At 39.2% G+C, this 11864-nt stretch carries 22 protein-coding genes; 17 read left to right on the top strand and 5 right to left on the bottom strand.

The features are described from left to right. Window positions 1-126: 126 nt before the first annotated feature. The 17 genes from Q1W15_RS24370 (at window position 127) to Q1W15_RS24290 (ending at window position 6387) form a co-directional block, all read left to right on the top strand. Window positions 127-504 carry a hypothetical protein gene (locus tag Q1W15_RS24370; RefSeq protein WP_300733817.1) on the top strand — a complete coding sequence of 126 codons (378 nt, stop codon included), beginning with the start codon at window positions 127-129 and terminating at the stop codon, window positions 502-504. A gap of 5 nt (window positions 505-509) precedes the next feature. Then, entirely contained in the window at window positions 510-1244 is a 735-nt protein-coding gene (locus Q1W15_RS24365) for a recombinase RecT (protein WP_300733815.1), read from the top strand. Next, the gene (locus Q1W15_RS24360) at window positions 1231-1872 is read left to right on the top strand and encodes a hypothetical protein (RefSeq protein WP_300733811.1); all 642 of its coding nucleotides are present in this window, start codon (window positions 1231-1233) and stop codon (window positions 1870-1872) included. The genes Q1W15_RS24365 and Q1W15_RS24360 overlap by 14 nt, the downstream gene beginning before the upstream one ends. Next, window positions 1869-2132: a hypothetical protein gene (locus Q1W15_RS24355; protein ID WP_300733809.1), complete on the top strand. Its 264-nt coding sequence runs from the start codon at window positions 1869-1871 to the stop codon at window positions 2130-2132. Before Q1W15_RS24360 ends, Q1W15_RS24355 begins: the two co-directional genes overlap by 4 nt. A 57-nt stretch (window positions 2133-2189) precedes the next feature. Beyond that, the gene (locus Q1W15_RS24350) at window positions 2190-2630 is read left to right on the top strand and encodes a single-stranded DNA-binding protein (RefSeq protein WP_300733807.1); all 441 of its coding nucleotides are present in this window, start codon (window positions 2190-2192) and stop codon (window positions 2628-2630) included. Window positions 2631-2691: 61 nt separating this feature from the next. Continuing rightward, the gene (locus Q1W15_RS24345) at window positions 2692-2931 is read left to right on the top strand and encodes a hypothetical protein (protein WP_300733805.1); all 240 of its coding nucleotides are present in this window, start codon (window positions 2692-2694) and stop codon (window positions 2929-2931) included. Window positions 2932-3011: 80 nt separating this feature from the next. Beyond that, window positions 3012-3179, top strand: coding sequence for a hypothetical protein (locus Q1W15_RS24340; protein WP_300733803.1), 168 nt, complete (start codon window positions 3012-3014; stop codon window positions 3177-3179). A 7-nt stretch (window positions 3180-3186) separates the two neighbouring features. Beyond that, a complete protein-coding gene (locus Q1W15_RS24335) occupies window positions 3187-3351 on the top strand; it encodes a hypothetical protein (RefSeq protein ID WP_300733801.1) in 165 nt (54 codons plus the stop codon). After that, the gene (locus tag Q1W15_RS24330) at window positions 3341-3598 is read left to right on the top strand and encodes a hypothetical protein (protein ID WP_300733799.1); all 258 of its coding nucleotides are present in this window, start codon (window positions 3341-3343) and stop codon (window positions 3596-3598) included. The genes Q1W15_RS24335 and Q1W15_RS24330 overlap by 11 nt, the downstream gene beginning before the upstream one ends. Then, window positions 3598-3942 (top strand): hypothetical protein, encoded by a 345-nt coding sequence (locus Q1W15_RS24325; RefSeq protein ID WP_300733797.1) that lies wholly within the window; start codon window positions 3598-3600, stop codon window positions 3940-3942. The genes Q1W15_RS24330 and Q1W15_RS24325 overlap by 1 nt, the downstream gene beginning before the upstream one ends. Then, window positions 3939-4109, top strand: coding sequence for a hypothetical protein (locus Q1W15_RS24320; RefSeq protein WP_300733795.1), 171 nt, complete (start codon window positions 3939-3941; stop codon window positions 4107-4109). Before Q1W15_RS24325 ends, Q1W15_RS24320 begins: the two co-directional genes overlap by 4 nt. After that, entirely contained in the window at window positions 4102-4296 is a 195-nt protein-coding gene (locus Q1W15_RS24315; protein ID WP_300733793.1) for a hypothetical protein, read from the top strand. Before Q1W15_RS24320 ends, Q1W15_RS24315 begins: the two co-directional genes overlap by 8 nt. Before the next feature lie 2 nt (window positions 4297-4298). After that, on the top strand, window positions 4299-4634 hold the full coding sequence (locus tag Q1W15_RS24310) for a hypothetical protein (RefSeq protein ID WP_300733791.1): 336 nt from the start codon (window positions 4299-4301) through the stop codon (window positions 4632-4634). 15 nt (window positions 4635-4649) lie between these two features. Continuing rightward, window positions 4650-5183: a hypothetical protein gene (locus Q1W15_RS24305; RefSeq protein WP_300733789.1), complete on the top strand. Its 534-nt coding sequence runs from the start codon at window positions 4650-4652 to the stop codon at window positions 5181-5183. A 1-nt stretch (window position 5184) separates the two neighbouring features. After that, the gene (locus Q1W15_RS24300) at window positions 5185-5454 is read left to right on the top strand and encodes a hypothetical protein (protein ID WP_300733786.1); all 270 of its coding nucleotides are present in this window, start codon (window positions 5185-5187) and stop codon (window positions 5452-5454) included. Beyond that, a complete protein-coding gene (locus Q1W15_RS24295) occupies window positions 5451-6182 on the top strand; it encodes a dATP/dGTP diphosphohydrolase domain-containing protein (RefSeq protein ID WP_300733784.1) in 732 nt (243 codons plus the stop codon). Before Q1W15_RS24300 ends, Q1W15_RS24295 begins: the two co-directional genes overlap by 4 nt. Further along, window positions 6166-6387 (top strand): hypothetical protein, encoded by a 222-nt coding sequence (locus tag Q1W15_RS24290; RefSeq protein WP_300733782.1) that lies wholly within the window; start codon window positions 6166-6168, stop codon window positions 6385-6387. Before Q1W15_RS24295 ends, Q1W15_RS24290 begins: the two co-directional genes overlap by 17 nt. Window positions 6388-7041: 654 nt before the next feature. On the opposite strand, the gene Q1W15_RS24285 is transcribed toward Q1W15_RS24290, so the two are convergent. From Q1W15_RS24285 to Q1W15_RS24265, 5 genes are all read right to left on the bottom strand, one after another. Then, window positions 7042-7509 (bottom strand): hypothetical protein, encoded by a 468-nt coding sequence (locus Q1W15_RS24285; protein WP_300733780.1) that lies wholly within the window; start codon window positions 7507-7509, stop codon window positions 7042-7044. 2 nt (window positions 7510-7511) lie between these two features. Beyond that, entirely contained in the window at window positions 7512-7856 is a 345-nt protein-coding gene (locus tag Q1W15_RS24280; RefSeq protein ID WP_300733777.1) for a D-Ala-D-Ala carboxypeptidase family metallohydrolase, read from the bottom strand. 234 nt (window positions 7857-8090) lie between these two features. Then, complete coding sequence (locus Q1W15_RS24275; RefSeq protein WP_300733776.1) at window positions 8091-8435, bottom strand: putative holin; 345 nt, start codon at window positions 8433-8435, stop codon at window positions 8091-8093. 11 nt (window positions 8436-8446) lie between these two features. Next, window positions 8447-10654, bottom strand: coding sequence for a hypothetical protein (locus Q1W15_RS24270; RefSeq protein WP_300733775.1), 2208 nt, complete (start codon window positions 10652-10654; stop codon window positions 8447-8449). Between the two features lie 2 nt (window positions 10655-10656). Then, on the bottom strand, window positions 10657-11864 hold a 1208-nt coding region (locus Q1W15_RS24265), incomplete at its 5' end, for a host specificity factor TipJ family phage tail protein (RefSeq protein WP_300733773.1).

Raw genomic sequence — 11864 nt, 5'->3', positions numbered from 1 at the left:
GAAAGGAGTATCAAATAATTGACAGTGTATATAAGAGTCATGAAGAAGCTTTTAAGAGATACGAAGAGCTGAGAAAGAAAGAAGAATCAGCACGGGTTATTTATATTGGATAGTAAGGAGAAAAGTATGAAAACAAGTAAAGAAGTGAGAGAGATCATTGCGGATAAAGTGAGAGAGAATATTATCAACGGGGTTTATGTGTATGAAGGCATACAATATAAGTCGGCACTCGGCAATTGGATGGATGAGGATGGGGATCTTGATTTTGGATATGAATATCGAGTCAAACCTCAAACAATCACAATCAACGGCGTAGAGATTCCGAAGCCTTTGGGTGGTTCGGAAATGCTCGGAGATGTTGTTTATTACTGCGTTGATAATAGTGAATTTCTCTACAAGCAAAGAAAGGGACAAGCTATTGTCGATCAGGGTGTTAGGTTTGCTTACGCAACAAAAGAAGAAGCAATTAGAGCATCAAAAGCATTATTTGGAATTAAGGAGTAGTTAAAATGAGTAAAGAAGTTGGAATTATTAGAGCAAATACGGAAGAGCTGTCTAAACATCTAGGTTTACACGTTGGCTTTGAAGAAATGTATTCAATTATGAAGGCTCAGTGTTTTGGTGGTAAAGATCCTTCACATGCTCAAATGAGTGCGTTTGTTGTGTTAGCTAATCAGTACAAGCTAAATCCTCTAACTAAAGAGATTTACGCATTTCCAAGTGGCGGAGGCATTACCCCGATTGTCGGTATTGACGGCTGGCTTAAAATAGCGCACTCAAACCCTAACTTTAACGGCATTACTCACGAGTTAATTATGGATGACAAGGGTGGAGTCGTAGCGGTAAAATGTATCGTTGCTCGCAAAGACTTTGCATTTCACACTGAAACAATTGAGTTTATGGCTGAGAATAGAAGAAACTCGCCTACTTGGAAACAATTCCCAGTCAGAATGTTAAAGCATAGAGCGACTGCACAGGCTATCAGAATGGCATTTAACGTCAACGCAATGATGGAAGATGAATATCAGGGTATGAGTGATAAGCAATCTGTAAGCGATGAAATGGACGATAAGCGAGCTGATATTGTTCTATCGCTAGAATCTCACGCTGAAAATGGAATTGAAGCTTTAACTAATGCTTTTAACGCATTGAGCACGAAAGATAAGCAGATCTTGGGATCTAAGGAATACGCTCGACTAAAAGAGATCGCTGGTAATGTGGAGGTTATAGATGCTGAAAGTTAGAGCTTCATCACTTAGTAAAATAATGGGCAAGCCTCGCTTAAAAAGTGAGGTGTTATCTGAAACGGCAAAGAGCTATATCATCGAGTGCTTTAAAGAGGATCAATACGGATTCAGTTCGTTTGAGGGGAATCAGTACACGAAGAAAGGTCACTTAATGGAAGATGAGGCGATATTCCAATCTTCCATACTTGACGGAGTTAGTTACGAAAAGAACCAAGAAAGGAAAGATAACGGATTTATCACGGGTGAGTGCGATATATTTACCGGCAGTAAAGTGATAGATATTAAAAACTCATGGGATATCGGTACTCACTGCTTTTTTAAACGAGAAGCAGAAGAGAAGACAAAGAAGTCTGGGTACGATTGGCAATTATGGGCTTACATGTGGCTATGGGAAGTAAATCAAGCAGAGGTTCATTATTGGCTACTTCCAACGCCTGAGGAAGCTATGCGACCCTTTGACGATGAGGGCAAGCTGATAACGCTAGTCAATCAAATACCAATCGAGCAGCGCAGGACAGTTCAGGTTATTAATTTTAACCCTGAGCTGATCGAAGAAGTAAAAGAGAAAGTTCAATATGCAGAAGATTTTTACATTCAATTAAAGAAAGAGAGAAATATACAATGAGTGAAGTATTAAAGTTTTTAAATAAAAGATCGTTGATCTTGATGGATCTTTTCACTGGAACTCCAACAAGTGACAATATCATTGAATTTGCAGAGTGGGAGGATACTGAAACGCAAAAGCTGCACGATCTTGATTTGGTTGAAAAGGAGATCATTAAATATGATCCAGAAGATGAGAATGAGTATATTAAGATCACAGATAAGAGCAACGGCAAGCAGTATGTATTGAATGTTGAAATGGGCGACGATGTAGAGGTCTAAGTCCGAGCAACAACATAAATTAAATAATTTTAATAAAATTCAGATAAGGAATAAATAATGTTGAACAAAGTACAAGTTATTGGACATTTAGGAAACGATCCAGAAGTTAGATATACGGCTAGCGGAGCTGCTATCACTAATATTTCAGTAGCGTCTACTGAAAAATGGAAAGACAAGCAAGGCGCAGAGCAGAGCGAAACTGAGTGGTTCAGGATTACGTTTTTTGGGAGATTAGCAGAGATTGCCGGACAGTATCTTAAAAAAGGATCACTCGTATATGTTGATGGTAAGCTTAAAACAACGAAATACACTGATAAAAACGGCATTGAGCGATATAGCACGGATGTTATTGCTAGAGAGATGAAAATGCTCGGTGGTGGTCAAGGATCATCTAACAATCAAGGAGGATTCAAGCCGCAAAATAACAACGGAGCGCCGCAAGGAAATAGTCAACCATCGGGCGGATTCGATGATTTTGACTCAACTGTGCCGTTCTAGTATTAATAACTGATAACGATAGGCGTATTAACTTACGCCTTCATTTTAAAGAGATAAAACAATGATACCGAGCGAAGAAGAAAAAGACGAATACAATGCACTCTTAGGTAAGCTATACGATGCGCACGAAGCCGGAGCGCTTTTTATCACGTATGTTAGCCGTGATCGCTTCTCGTATATTTACGACAATGGAGTAGTTGAGCGATTTTTCTTCTTTTCTGGTGTTTTATCTTGCGAGAAAGAAGCTAAGATAATCAAAGAGTTGAGTGAGTTAAAGCAAGAATCTTTAGATTTATTTTAAATAAGTGTTGCTTCTTATATCGTTATACGATAATATTCTATTCATACAGTAGTTAACCGGAAGACAAGGAGTAGCGAATTATGTTGGGTATTAAAGATTTAAAGACTGGTTTGTTGGTTGAGAAGATTGAAGGCAAAGAAGCATGGGTAACAATGGTAAATGGGGAACTAGTTATTGTTAAGCTTGTCAACTGGAGTACAAGCGTGACTGTCCCAAGAGGTGTAGATTTCGATATTGTTGCTATTTAGAGGAATTATGAGTAAGGATAAAAAATACAACAAAAAAAGGCAGTTAAAAGCTGTCTCTTTTTTAAAAGAAGAACATGCGAAGCTATTGGCATATGTAAACAGCTTACCGGATTTTAGCGGTCACGTTAGGGATTTGTTAGAGCAAGACATGGAGAAGCAAGATGACAAGTAGAGAGAAGCAAGATTTGCCAGTAATGGTATTAGTTGGAGCGATATTTGCTGGCATTGCACTGTTATTGATTGGCGCTTTTATCAATATCAATGGCGATATAGTTGATGAGATTAGACGTGGCGATAAATCCCTGTGGTGCGAGATGTCGGATGGATATCGTAAAATAGATGGAAGTCTGATAACTGATTTTGATGAAGGTGTATTTTATTTTGTTAACGGTCAAGCGACTAATTGTGAGGTTAAGTAATGAGCAAGTTTATTAAGGTTACAGATTTTGATGAGGGTGTTGCAGTGATCATTTTGTCTCGCAGAGTAAGTAGTATTATTCCTCATTATGATGCTTCTGGTTCGATTATGTATGGTGTAGATGGAAATACATGGCACGTTAAAGAGTCGATAGACCAGATCGAAGCGCAGCTACTTAGAGATGAGTTTGCAAAGGTTGCTTTGAATGGCCTACTGTCAAACTCTGAGGGAGTCGTCCAAAAAAGCCCTATGTCAGGCACAGGGTATGTAAATGGGGATGATGAGACGGTTTCAGCGTGGGCGTACAGCTTAGCAGACGCAATGATAAAGGAGCGCAACAAATGATCAAGTACACGGAAGCAGTAGTGCTATTAAAAAGAGAGCGGGATCAGCTCTATAAAAAGATCAACGAGAATCCTATTATTGAGCAAGGGTTGAGTAACGAGCTGTATGCGTTTGATAGTGCGATAATATTACTGATTGAGTTGATTGAGGGTGAGGAAGATGAATAAAAAGCACCTGGCAATGTTCAAGAAAACAAAAGAAGGTCAGAAGTTTATTGATGAATTGCTCGGACAGCTATTAAACGGATTCAACGTAGTAAACGGCAAGATTGTCGAGTTGCAATTTAAAGAACATCCAGTTTTAGATTTAGATGCGATTGAGTTAAAAGTTAAGAAGATGAGAAAGGAAATTTAGAGATGGGCATGTCTATTGCAAGTAGAAAGGCGAAAATTAAATATCTTAAAGGTGAAATTGAAGGTCTTAATAAGCAATTACAAGAAGCAAGAGATCTTAATGATTGCAGCGAAGCATTTTACAGGGTGGGAGAGATTATTAACCCCTCTAAAAATGTGAATAATATAGTTTGCTATACATTCAACGATAGAGATTTAATCATTGATGATATAACACTATGCGACTACAACGGAGTTGTTTACGAGTGCACAGTATTAAACAAAGATGGAAGTAGAAGTAAGTACAATACTACGAAGTTCTATATTGAGAATCTTATAGATATGTTAACAGCGGAATAAAGAGGAGATTTAAAGATGAAAAAACTAGTAGAACAAGTAAAACAATGGGGAGTCAACAAAGGTCTGCACAAGGTGGGGCATTTAGCTCAGGCGAAGTATACGCTCAAAGAAACGGCTGAATTGCTAGATGCTTATGCAGATGGGAATATTGAAGAGATCAATGATGCTATTGGCGATATTTTAGTGACGTTGATTGTCGGTGCGAGTAATGATGATGACATTTTTGACTATGCTATGAAGAAATCAGTAGAATACTCTTTACCTAAGGATTCTCATATTTACGGTAATGCATTTGCAAAACTAGACGGGCTGAATACTTTGCGACATTTAGTAGGGGAAGTTTTGTTTTTAATTCACAACTGTAAAGAGGATGCTGTTAAAGACTACCATTATGACAGATGCCTAGATGCTCTATATTGCGTTGCTATTGGTATAAATAATGAGTTCCATAAGACACCATCGCTCCAAGACTGCCTACAACTAGCATACAACGAAATCAAAGACCGCACGGGCAAAATAAATGAAGATGGTAACTTTATTAAGGACTGATATGCAAACAAAACATATCGACTTAGAACTGAGTAGAGCGTCTATTCAGTTCATCAAAGAAAATGAGCGATACGTAAACAACAAAGCTATCGAGAAGATATACAATCGCGGATACATCAAAAAAGCGAGAGTTGTGCAAGTTACAAAGATAGCAAATACAGCTCAAGTAATTATCAGAGCAGACGGCGCAAAGATCGAATTTGAGATTGATGCGAAAGATTTAGACAGAGTTTATTCAAATGCAAAAGCATATGCGGAGAAATATATATGAGAGTAATATGCGTTAACAACGAGAGTATTGAAAGGAACTTTACGGTAGGAAAAACGTATGAAGTTCTGAAGGAATTTTATGGCGATGATGGATTTTATTCGATACGTAATGACAGGGGATATAAAGCGTCTGTTAATAAGAGGTTTTTTGAGGTGGTAGTAGAAGATAAACCCACAGGCGTCCCGACATTTGACGGAGATATTGCCAAAAACCCTGAGCTTGGATTTATGGACGATAGCAGATATTCTTTTGAAGGAGCGCCGAAAATAGACTACGTGTTAGAAGATAATTTTTTGACAGATGTAAATGGAAAAGTCCATTTAACTAGAAGCGGGCAAATATTTGGCGCTGTAGATAAGGTGGAGTATTTAAAGGATGGGGATATTTTGCCGGATATTGACTTATCCCATCCTCGCAGGGATCTACCAAAAGGCACAAAGCTAGATCAAGGAAAACTAAAACCAACGCTACTACTTGATGATATGCCTCTAGCTATTAATGAGATCCTTAAAGTCTTGCAATTCGGAGCTGAGAAATACAGTGAAGGAAACTGGTTGAAAGTACCTAACGGCATTGATCGATATAGGAACGCAGCAGACAGACATAGATTGGCAATTGATGAGTTAGACGATGAAAGCGGAATGATGCACTTAGCGCATGAAGCAACGAGCATATTGATGTTGTTAGAGCTGAAATTAAGGGAGAAGAGAGATGGAAAAGCTAAATGAGTTAATCGAATTATGTATATCGCTATCTGATATCAAGGCAAATAATTACTATAATTTAGATATAATCCCGCAAGGAGATTCTATTGTAGTTTATAAGATTGTAGCGAATGATGTAGAGGACATGGATGTGTCAAGTCTTTGCAATGAAGGTGCAGAGAATTTAATAAACTGGGTTCACGAAAAGGAGCATAGAGATGCAGAGTAAACTAAACGAGATCTTAGAGTTGTGTATTGAAAAGAGTGTAGGCGATGTATTTTATTCGTTCGCTTATAACAATCTAACTAATTACATATGGGTTCAGAAATTTAACGAGAAAAATAGAATGATCAATTTCAATAGCTCTGATAAAAATTTCTTTATGGTCACTACGAATGAGATCGACAAAGCCCTAGAATACATGCAAAACGAATAAGGAGATTAAAAATGATTAAACATATAGATTGGTTATTTTGCGATAAATGCAACGGCAAATCACCGATAGAGATTACAACGGATCATAATGATGACAGCTTAAAGATTTGCTATGAGGGGGACATGGCTAAGTGCCAAGACTGTGGCGCGACTGGGGAAATATATGTAGAGGGGTCAGACAACCCTCCTACCGCACATGTTATTTGGAGTGATTAAGTGTTTAGCTGGTTTAAAAAGAAGAGATATCAGTACATCTTTGAGTGCTGGGCTAACGGAGAGAATTTTACAGTTAGATTAAATCTTGATAGATGCATAAAGAATGATGATGACATTGCAAGAATAGAAAGATTTATAGCAATGGATAGATCAGAGAAAGATGTTGAAGTTATAGATTACATGTATATTTGTAGAGAGTAACAAAAAAGGGATCGTAGTTGATCCCTTTCTCTATTCTGCATTAATCAACAATCTATCATTATCAATAACAGCATCTAACGACATGATTAGTTGCTCTTTGAATATAATAATCTGTTCGAGCTCTCTAACCAGCGTTGTACCTTCTTGTAAGTATCTGTCGAGTAATACTGCTCGCTCGATAATACGCTTGTCGCTGCACTGTTGATATTCTTGTCGATAATAATTGGCTCGCTCTTCATGCTCGTGCAAGCTGTCAGAATGATCGCTATTGATATTACTGATAGTGTTCTCATATTCTTTTTTCGCTTCGTTGAATGTCACAATGATTTGACTCTCTCGGATCGTGTGTTCACGTTCGAGCTGTTTGATTCGATCTTGCTGTTTTATGAGCATTGATTGCTGTGTGAGTTTCTCTTTATCCCATTTCGACTGTACGTGACCAGAACCGATACAAGCGCCAAGAATGACCAATATTGCCGAGTAGATCATCGTTCGCATACTCACCACCTCGCACGCTTACTGCGAGTGTCGACATGGACAAATGTTTTATACAGTCCGATTCCGAAAGTCTTAGGATACTTGCCGTTAATGTAGTCGTACACTTCCCGCGGCGTGACATCTTTGACACGAATGTCGATCGCAATGCCTTCAAGATGTTTCGATCCTTTCGCACCACCGACCCGTTTATTGTGAGCTTCACAACGACACGCTGAGTTGATAGCGGCGGGACTGTCGAAATGATCTCTAATATCTTGAGCGACTTCAACTATCTGTTCGTCGATTGAGTCAAAGCCACAACCGCATTTGCATGCAAATTCAGCGCGTTTGAAATTTTTTGACAACATGTTTCACCTCTTCCCACGCTTCACTCACATTACCGTGACAACTGAGGATCGGTATAGAAATGATAAGCGTAGCTATTAAATTGAAAATTGTGGAATGATTCAGCGCGTAAATCTGTAACGCATACATGATGACGAGCAGATACGCTATGCCGTTAAACACGTACTTTTTGCGCTGATTCTTTGACGTTTTAAATGTTATTAAACTGACAATCGTCAAAATGGAGAATGAGAAAATTACTGTTTCCATTTTGATACCTCCTTCAAGACTTCAATGACTTGTGCAATATCGATTCGATTCAATACTTTATGAAATAATAGCACAACTCCTACGATACCTGCACTAATTATAAAAGCCACAAATCCTGAGGGGATAGTTTCAAGAACCGGAGAGCCGAGATAACCCGCGACAAATGACGCACCCATGAAGACAATACGTTGTTTCATGGATGAGTCACTTGCGATCGTCACGTACAGTACAGCGCCGAAGAAAGCGCCAAGAATGGCGCTTCCGTCGACTGCCATACCTGCGGCGAGGGCTGTTGAGAGCGAGTAGGCGAGCAGATCGGATTTATTTGTCATAGGTTTATTCTTTAAAGTGTAGTGTTAGACAGCTTTAAAGCATCTATGATCTGATTTATCTTAGCTACAATCTCACTAGAAGTGGCGTTAGTTTGTAGCTTCTCAATAACTCCTTGCTTAAATAATGGGTACATCTCTTTATATTCAATATAAAACACATCTGCTCCCTCGGCTATAGATCCAAAAGATAAATCAGGTGAGATAGTCCATGAGTTGTTTACCACATCTACCCCCGTCACAGTCCCCTTATACACCCTACCATCCGCATGCTTTGCAGCTATAGATAAACCTAAATCTGATTCCACAACATTAGTAACAGATAACTTATCGGTATTCCACTTACCACCACCTACACCTGTAACTTTCCTGCCACTACGTGCATGATGCCATCCATAAGATCCTGTATCCCCTTCAGGTTTACCACCTGCGTTGTTTTTAAATACAGGTTGATAAATAATACTCCCGTACTCATTTTTAAACAAAGGTAGATCATGTTTTCTAGATACTCCAAATATACTTGGAGTTAATTGAGGTGTTTGTTGGTTAGAGAATACCAGTAAGTCGCCTATATTACCGGATTGCGTAGTTGAAACGAAACAAGATGAATCAAATAGTAAGTTAGGAATATCACTGGGAGTCCTTGCAAACTCCCATGCACTTAGCCCGTAATTACCAACTCTCACATTTTTAAATATCAGGTCTTTCACTACCCCTATAACTAGCTTTGAAGTTTGACCGCTAACAGTAGAAAATGAGTTGTAGAAAGGGTCCCCACTATCAGAGTAGTTTAGGATATTGTCAATAGATACAAACTCGCCCGCACTGATATTAACATTGCTCATACCATATCCGTGCAGGTTTTGCACGTATATGTTTTTAATGGGGTGTTTGTAACCTTCTAATTTAAAAGAATCCCCAGTAACAGTATTTTTAACTGTTGTATTTTTAAAACTTAGGTTCGTGATACTTATATCTGTTTGAGTAACTCCACCGTAGATCAATATACCTGATCGAGACCCCTCAATAGAGCAGTTTTCCGTTGTAACGTTAGATATACTACATCGTTTCTCAGGTTCAAAGTCTATTGAAGGAGCAGCCCAGAGCCTTCCAGTATCTGATTTGATGGGTTGCTTACCACTTTGAGTACCTTCTACCTCTAATCCTGATTTATCAAGTCTGGTATTCTCTATGTGTAAACCGTCCACGCTTATGACGCTTATGTTATTTCGTCTAGACAGGCTAAAATTACACCCTGAAACGAGAATGTCATAAGGTCCGTCTGATGGTTCAGTTGCAGAAGTATATCCGTAAATCTGTAGAGCATCTGTAGCCATATTCGTCACTGTACAGTTTAAGAATTTTATATCTCTCGCACCTTTTCCGATATCAAAAGCAACACAACCCCCATCCTGCGTTCCCGCATTATCTAAGTTCTGCTCCCCTCTCTTACCGTCAATTGTTAAATTACTGAAAGTGACATTTTTAACATCTACAATACTGAAGATATGTTTAATAAGTTGCCATTGGCTTAAAGGCTCTGACTCTACGAGCTGGTTTATTATCATATCTCTTACAACAATGTTAGAAGGAACTGCGGTATTACGCACAACATATGTTTTGCCATTAACCCCAGATAAAACCCCGCCTCCTAAGTTTCTCAAGCTATCTAATGCTTTCTGAACCGCTAAAGTATCATTGGTAATACCATCGCCGACTGCCCCGAACATTTCAGGAGTTACATACCCTAAGTTCTTGTCAACCATAATCTTCCCACCATCACCGTAGCGAGGAAACGTATATTCTCTATCTCCATCTCGCAATAAAGCATTGCCCTCTGAATCTTCCCCTAGATGCTTACTAATCTTGGATTGACTAACAACCTTCTCGACAGAATCCCCAAATTCACTAACAACCTCAACGCCACCAGCCTCCTTAATTATCGCATCAATCTCGCCCTCGAACTCACTGATTGTATTATCAGCCCTCTCTTGAATCTCGCCGTGTTGTTTATCTGCGCGCTCTTGAATCTCTCTATTCATATCATCAGCATCTTTCTGAATCCCCGCAAGCGTTTTACGAGGTACGCCGAACCTGTCTTTTACTGCAAGCTCTTCGCTATTAACGTACCCATCAACGATAATCGAGTTATCATTAAGATCTCGCAAGTCATTGCTGCATATGTCATTACCTGTATTAAATCTACCTTTTTCGCAAACCATAATTATTCCTTATTGTCATAAGCGTAAACACGCCCATCATAAATTGAAGCTTTAACTGTTGCTGAATCTACGCCATTTGGGGTTATTTCATCAACTAAGCATTTGTAAGTGAATCGTTCTTTTTTACCGATGTAAGCGTGAGGTAATTCCATCCCTAAGCTCACAATCGGCTTTTTGCTTCCTAAATCAACATAAACCTTATTTCCGTCAACCCTGATTATATCATGCTCACCATTGTATCTTCCCTGCGCATCGCGCCACGCAAATACGTCAAAATCAACGGGAATATCTTCACTTAATACAACGTGATCTTTCTCGGCGTTCAAGATTTGAGAGGACTGCATCATATTAGGCGACTCTGTAATAACCCGAATAAATGAGCCGTATTCACTATTAAATGCGTCCATCTCTGTCTTAAAGCTAAACTCTCGATTTACGTAGAGATCTTCGCTAGCTAGGCGCATACCTGCAATATAAGCTCTGTCACGATCAGTCACGCCTCGCAGGCTTGTCTTTCTGAGCTTAATACCTTGAGAATCAGGCAAAATACACTCTACAACTTTCTTGTCGAAAGTTTCCGGATCTACGTATTCAACTTCTACGCCGTCAAAGTCATCTAGTTGTCTTGATCTGAAAGTATGCGTTATTTCTCCGACCGTGTTTTGCGCTGAATATGATTGTTCGCTTATCGTCCTGATATCGTCGCGAACAGGCTTTATTTTCCCGTTACTGATCGTGAAATCAGATAGACCCGCATTAAATGCGTAGTCAAGCGCTTGCTTAACGGTAGTTTCATCAAAGATATAATCGAAATGCTCGCCTCTTGGTTTCCAGTAAGTATTGTGCAGTCTTAGCAATTCCGTCATATCAATGTCGTTGTCATTGTAGCCAATTGTGTGCGCTAGATATCGAACGAATGAAGCAATATCGCGTGTAGGTTTAGGCTCAGACCACGATCCATCACTTTGCAACTCTGGCAATATTCTAGTAACGATAGCATTTAATCTGCTCTCTGATTGTGTCGCGATCTTACCGCCTGATTGCATTGTTACGCCGATTGTTGTCCAGTTTTTGTATACCCTGACGTCTGGTAGGCGTGCTTTTAATCCAAACCATGTCACTTGTGAGTGAGATTGGACTGAGTTGTTTAAATGTCCTATTCTACGCATCTGCACGGTTGCCCGCATTTGTCTTGGTAGTTTTATACGCT

Origin of the sequence: Pseudomonas sp. (assembly GCF_030150285.1) — a bacterium.
GTDB lineage: Bacteria > Pseudomonadota > Gammaproteobacteria > Pseudomonadales > Pseudomonadaceae > Aquipseudomonas.
The sequence above is the reverse complement of the archived record's forward strand: the minus strand, read 5'-3'. Positions and strand labels throughout refer to the sequence as shown.

What these genes read in the sequence shown, in the direction of transcription:
- Q1W15_RS24285 (WP_300733780.1), bottom strand. Translation starts at nt 7,509, where the DNA reads ATGCGAACGATGATCTACTCGGCAATATTGGTCATTCTTGGCGCTTGT.
- Q1W15_RS24320 (WP_300733795.1), top strand. Translation starts at nt 3,939, where the DNA reads ATGATCAAGTACACGGAAGCAGTAGTGCTATTAAAAAGAGAGCGGGAT.
- Q1W15_RS24350 (WP_300733807.1), top strand. Translation starts at nt 2,190, where the DNA reads ATGTTGAACAAAGTACAAGTTATTGGACATTTAGGAAACGATCCAGAA.
- Q1W15_RS24290 (WP_300733782.1), top strand. Translation starts at nt 6,166, where the DNA reads ATGGAAAAGCTAAATGAGTTAATCGAATTATGTATATCGCTATCTGAT.
- Q1W15_RS24370 (WP_300733817.1), top strand. Translation starts at nt 127, where the DNA reads ATGAAAACAAGTAAAGAAGTGAGAGAGATCATTGCGGATAAAGTGAGA.
- Q1W15_RS24300 (WP_300733786.1), top strand. Translation starts at nt 5,185, where the DNA reads ATGCAAACAAAACATATCGACTTAGAACTGAGTAGAGCGTCTATTCAG.
- Q1W15_RS24310 (WP_300733791.1), top strand. Translation starts at nt 4,299, where the DNA reads ATGGGCATGTCTATTGCAAGTAGAAAGGCGAAAATTAAATATCTTAAA.
- Q1W15_RS24305 (WP_300733789.1), top strand. Translation starts at nt 4,650, where the DNA reads ATGAAAAAACTAGTAGAACAAGTAAAACAATGGGGAGTCAACAAAGGT.
- Q1W15_RS24340 (WP_300733803.1), top strand. Translation starts at nt 3,012, where the DNA reads ATGTTGGGTATTAAAGATTTAAAGACTGGTTTGTTGGTTGAGAAGATT.
- Q1W15_RS24365 (WP_300733815.1), top strand. Translation starts at nt 510, where the DNA reads ATGAGTAAAGAAGTTGGAATTATTAGAGCAAATACGGAAGAGCTGTCT.
- Q1W15_RS24335 (WP_300733801.1), top strand. Translation starts at nt 3,187, where the DNA reads ATGAGTAAGGATAAAAAATACAACAAAAAAAGGCAGTTAAAAGCTGTC.
- Q1W15_RS24355 (WP_300733809.1), top strand. Translation starts at nt 1,869, where the DNA reads ATGAGTGAAGTATTAAAGTTTTTAAATAAAAGATCGTTGATCTTGATG.
- Q1W15_RS24345 (WP_300733805.1), top strand. Translation starts at nt 2,692, where the DNA reads ATGATACCGAGCGAAGAAGAAAAAGACGAATACAATGCACTCTTAGGT.
- Q1W15_RS24295 (WP_300733784.1), top strand. Translation starts at nt 5,451, where the DNA reads ATGAGAGTAATATGCGTTAACAACGAGAGTATTGAAAGGAACTTTACG.
- Q1W15_RS24325 (WP_300733797.1), top strand. Translation starts at nt 3,598, where the DNA reads ATGAGCAAGTTTATTAAGGTTACAGATTTTGATGAGGGTGTTGCAGTG.
- Q1W15_RS24270 (WP_300733775.1), bottom strand. Translation starts at nt 10,654, where the DNA reads ATGGTTTGCGAAAAAGGTAGATTTAATACAGGTAATGACATATGCAGC.
- Q1W15_RS24315 (WP_300733793.1), top strand. Translation starts at nt 4,102, where the DNA reads ATGAATAAAAAGCACCTGGCAATGTTCAAGAAAACAAAAGAAGGTCAG.
- Q1W15_RS24330 (WP_300733799.1), top strand. Translation starts at nt 3,341, where the DNA reads ATGACAAGTAGAGAGAAGCAAGATTTGCCAGTAATGGTATTAGTTGGA.
- Q1W15_RS24360 (WP_300733811.1), top strand. Translation starts at nt 1,231, where the DNA reads ATGCTGAAAGTTAGAGCTTCATCACTTAGTAAAATAATGGGCAAGCCT.
- Q1W15_RS24280 (WP_300733777.1), bottom strand. Translation starts at nt 7,856, where the DNA reads ATGTTGTCAAAAAATTTCAAACGCGCTGAATTTGCATGCAAATGCGGT.
- Q1W15_RS24275 (WP_300733776.1), bottom strand. Translation starts at nt 8,435, where the DNA reads ATGACAAATAAATCCGATCTGCTCGCCTACTCGCTCTCAACAGCCCTC.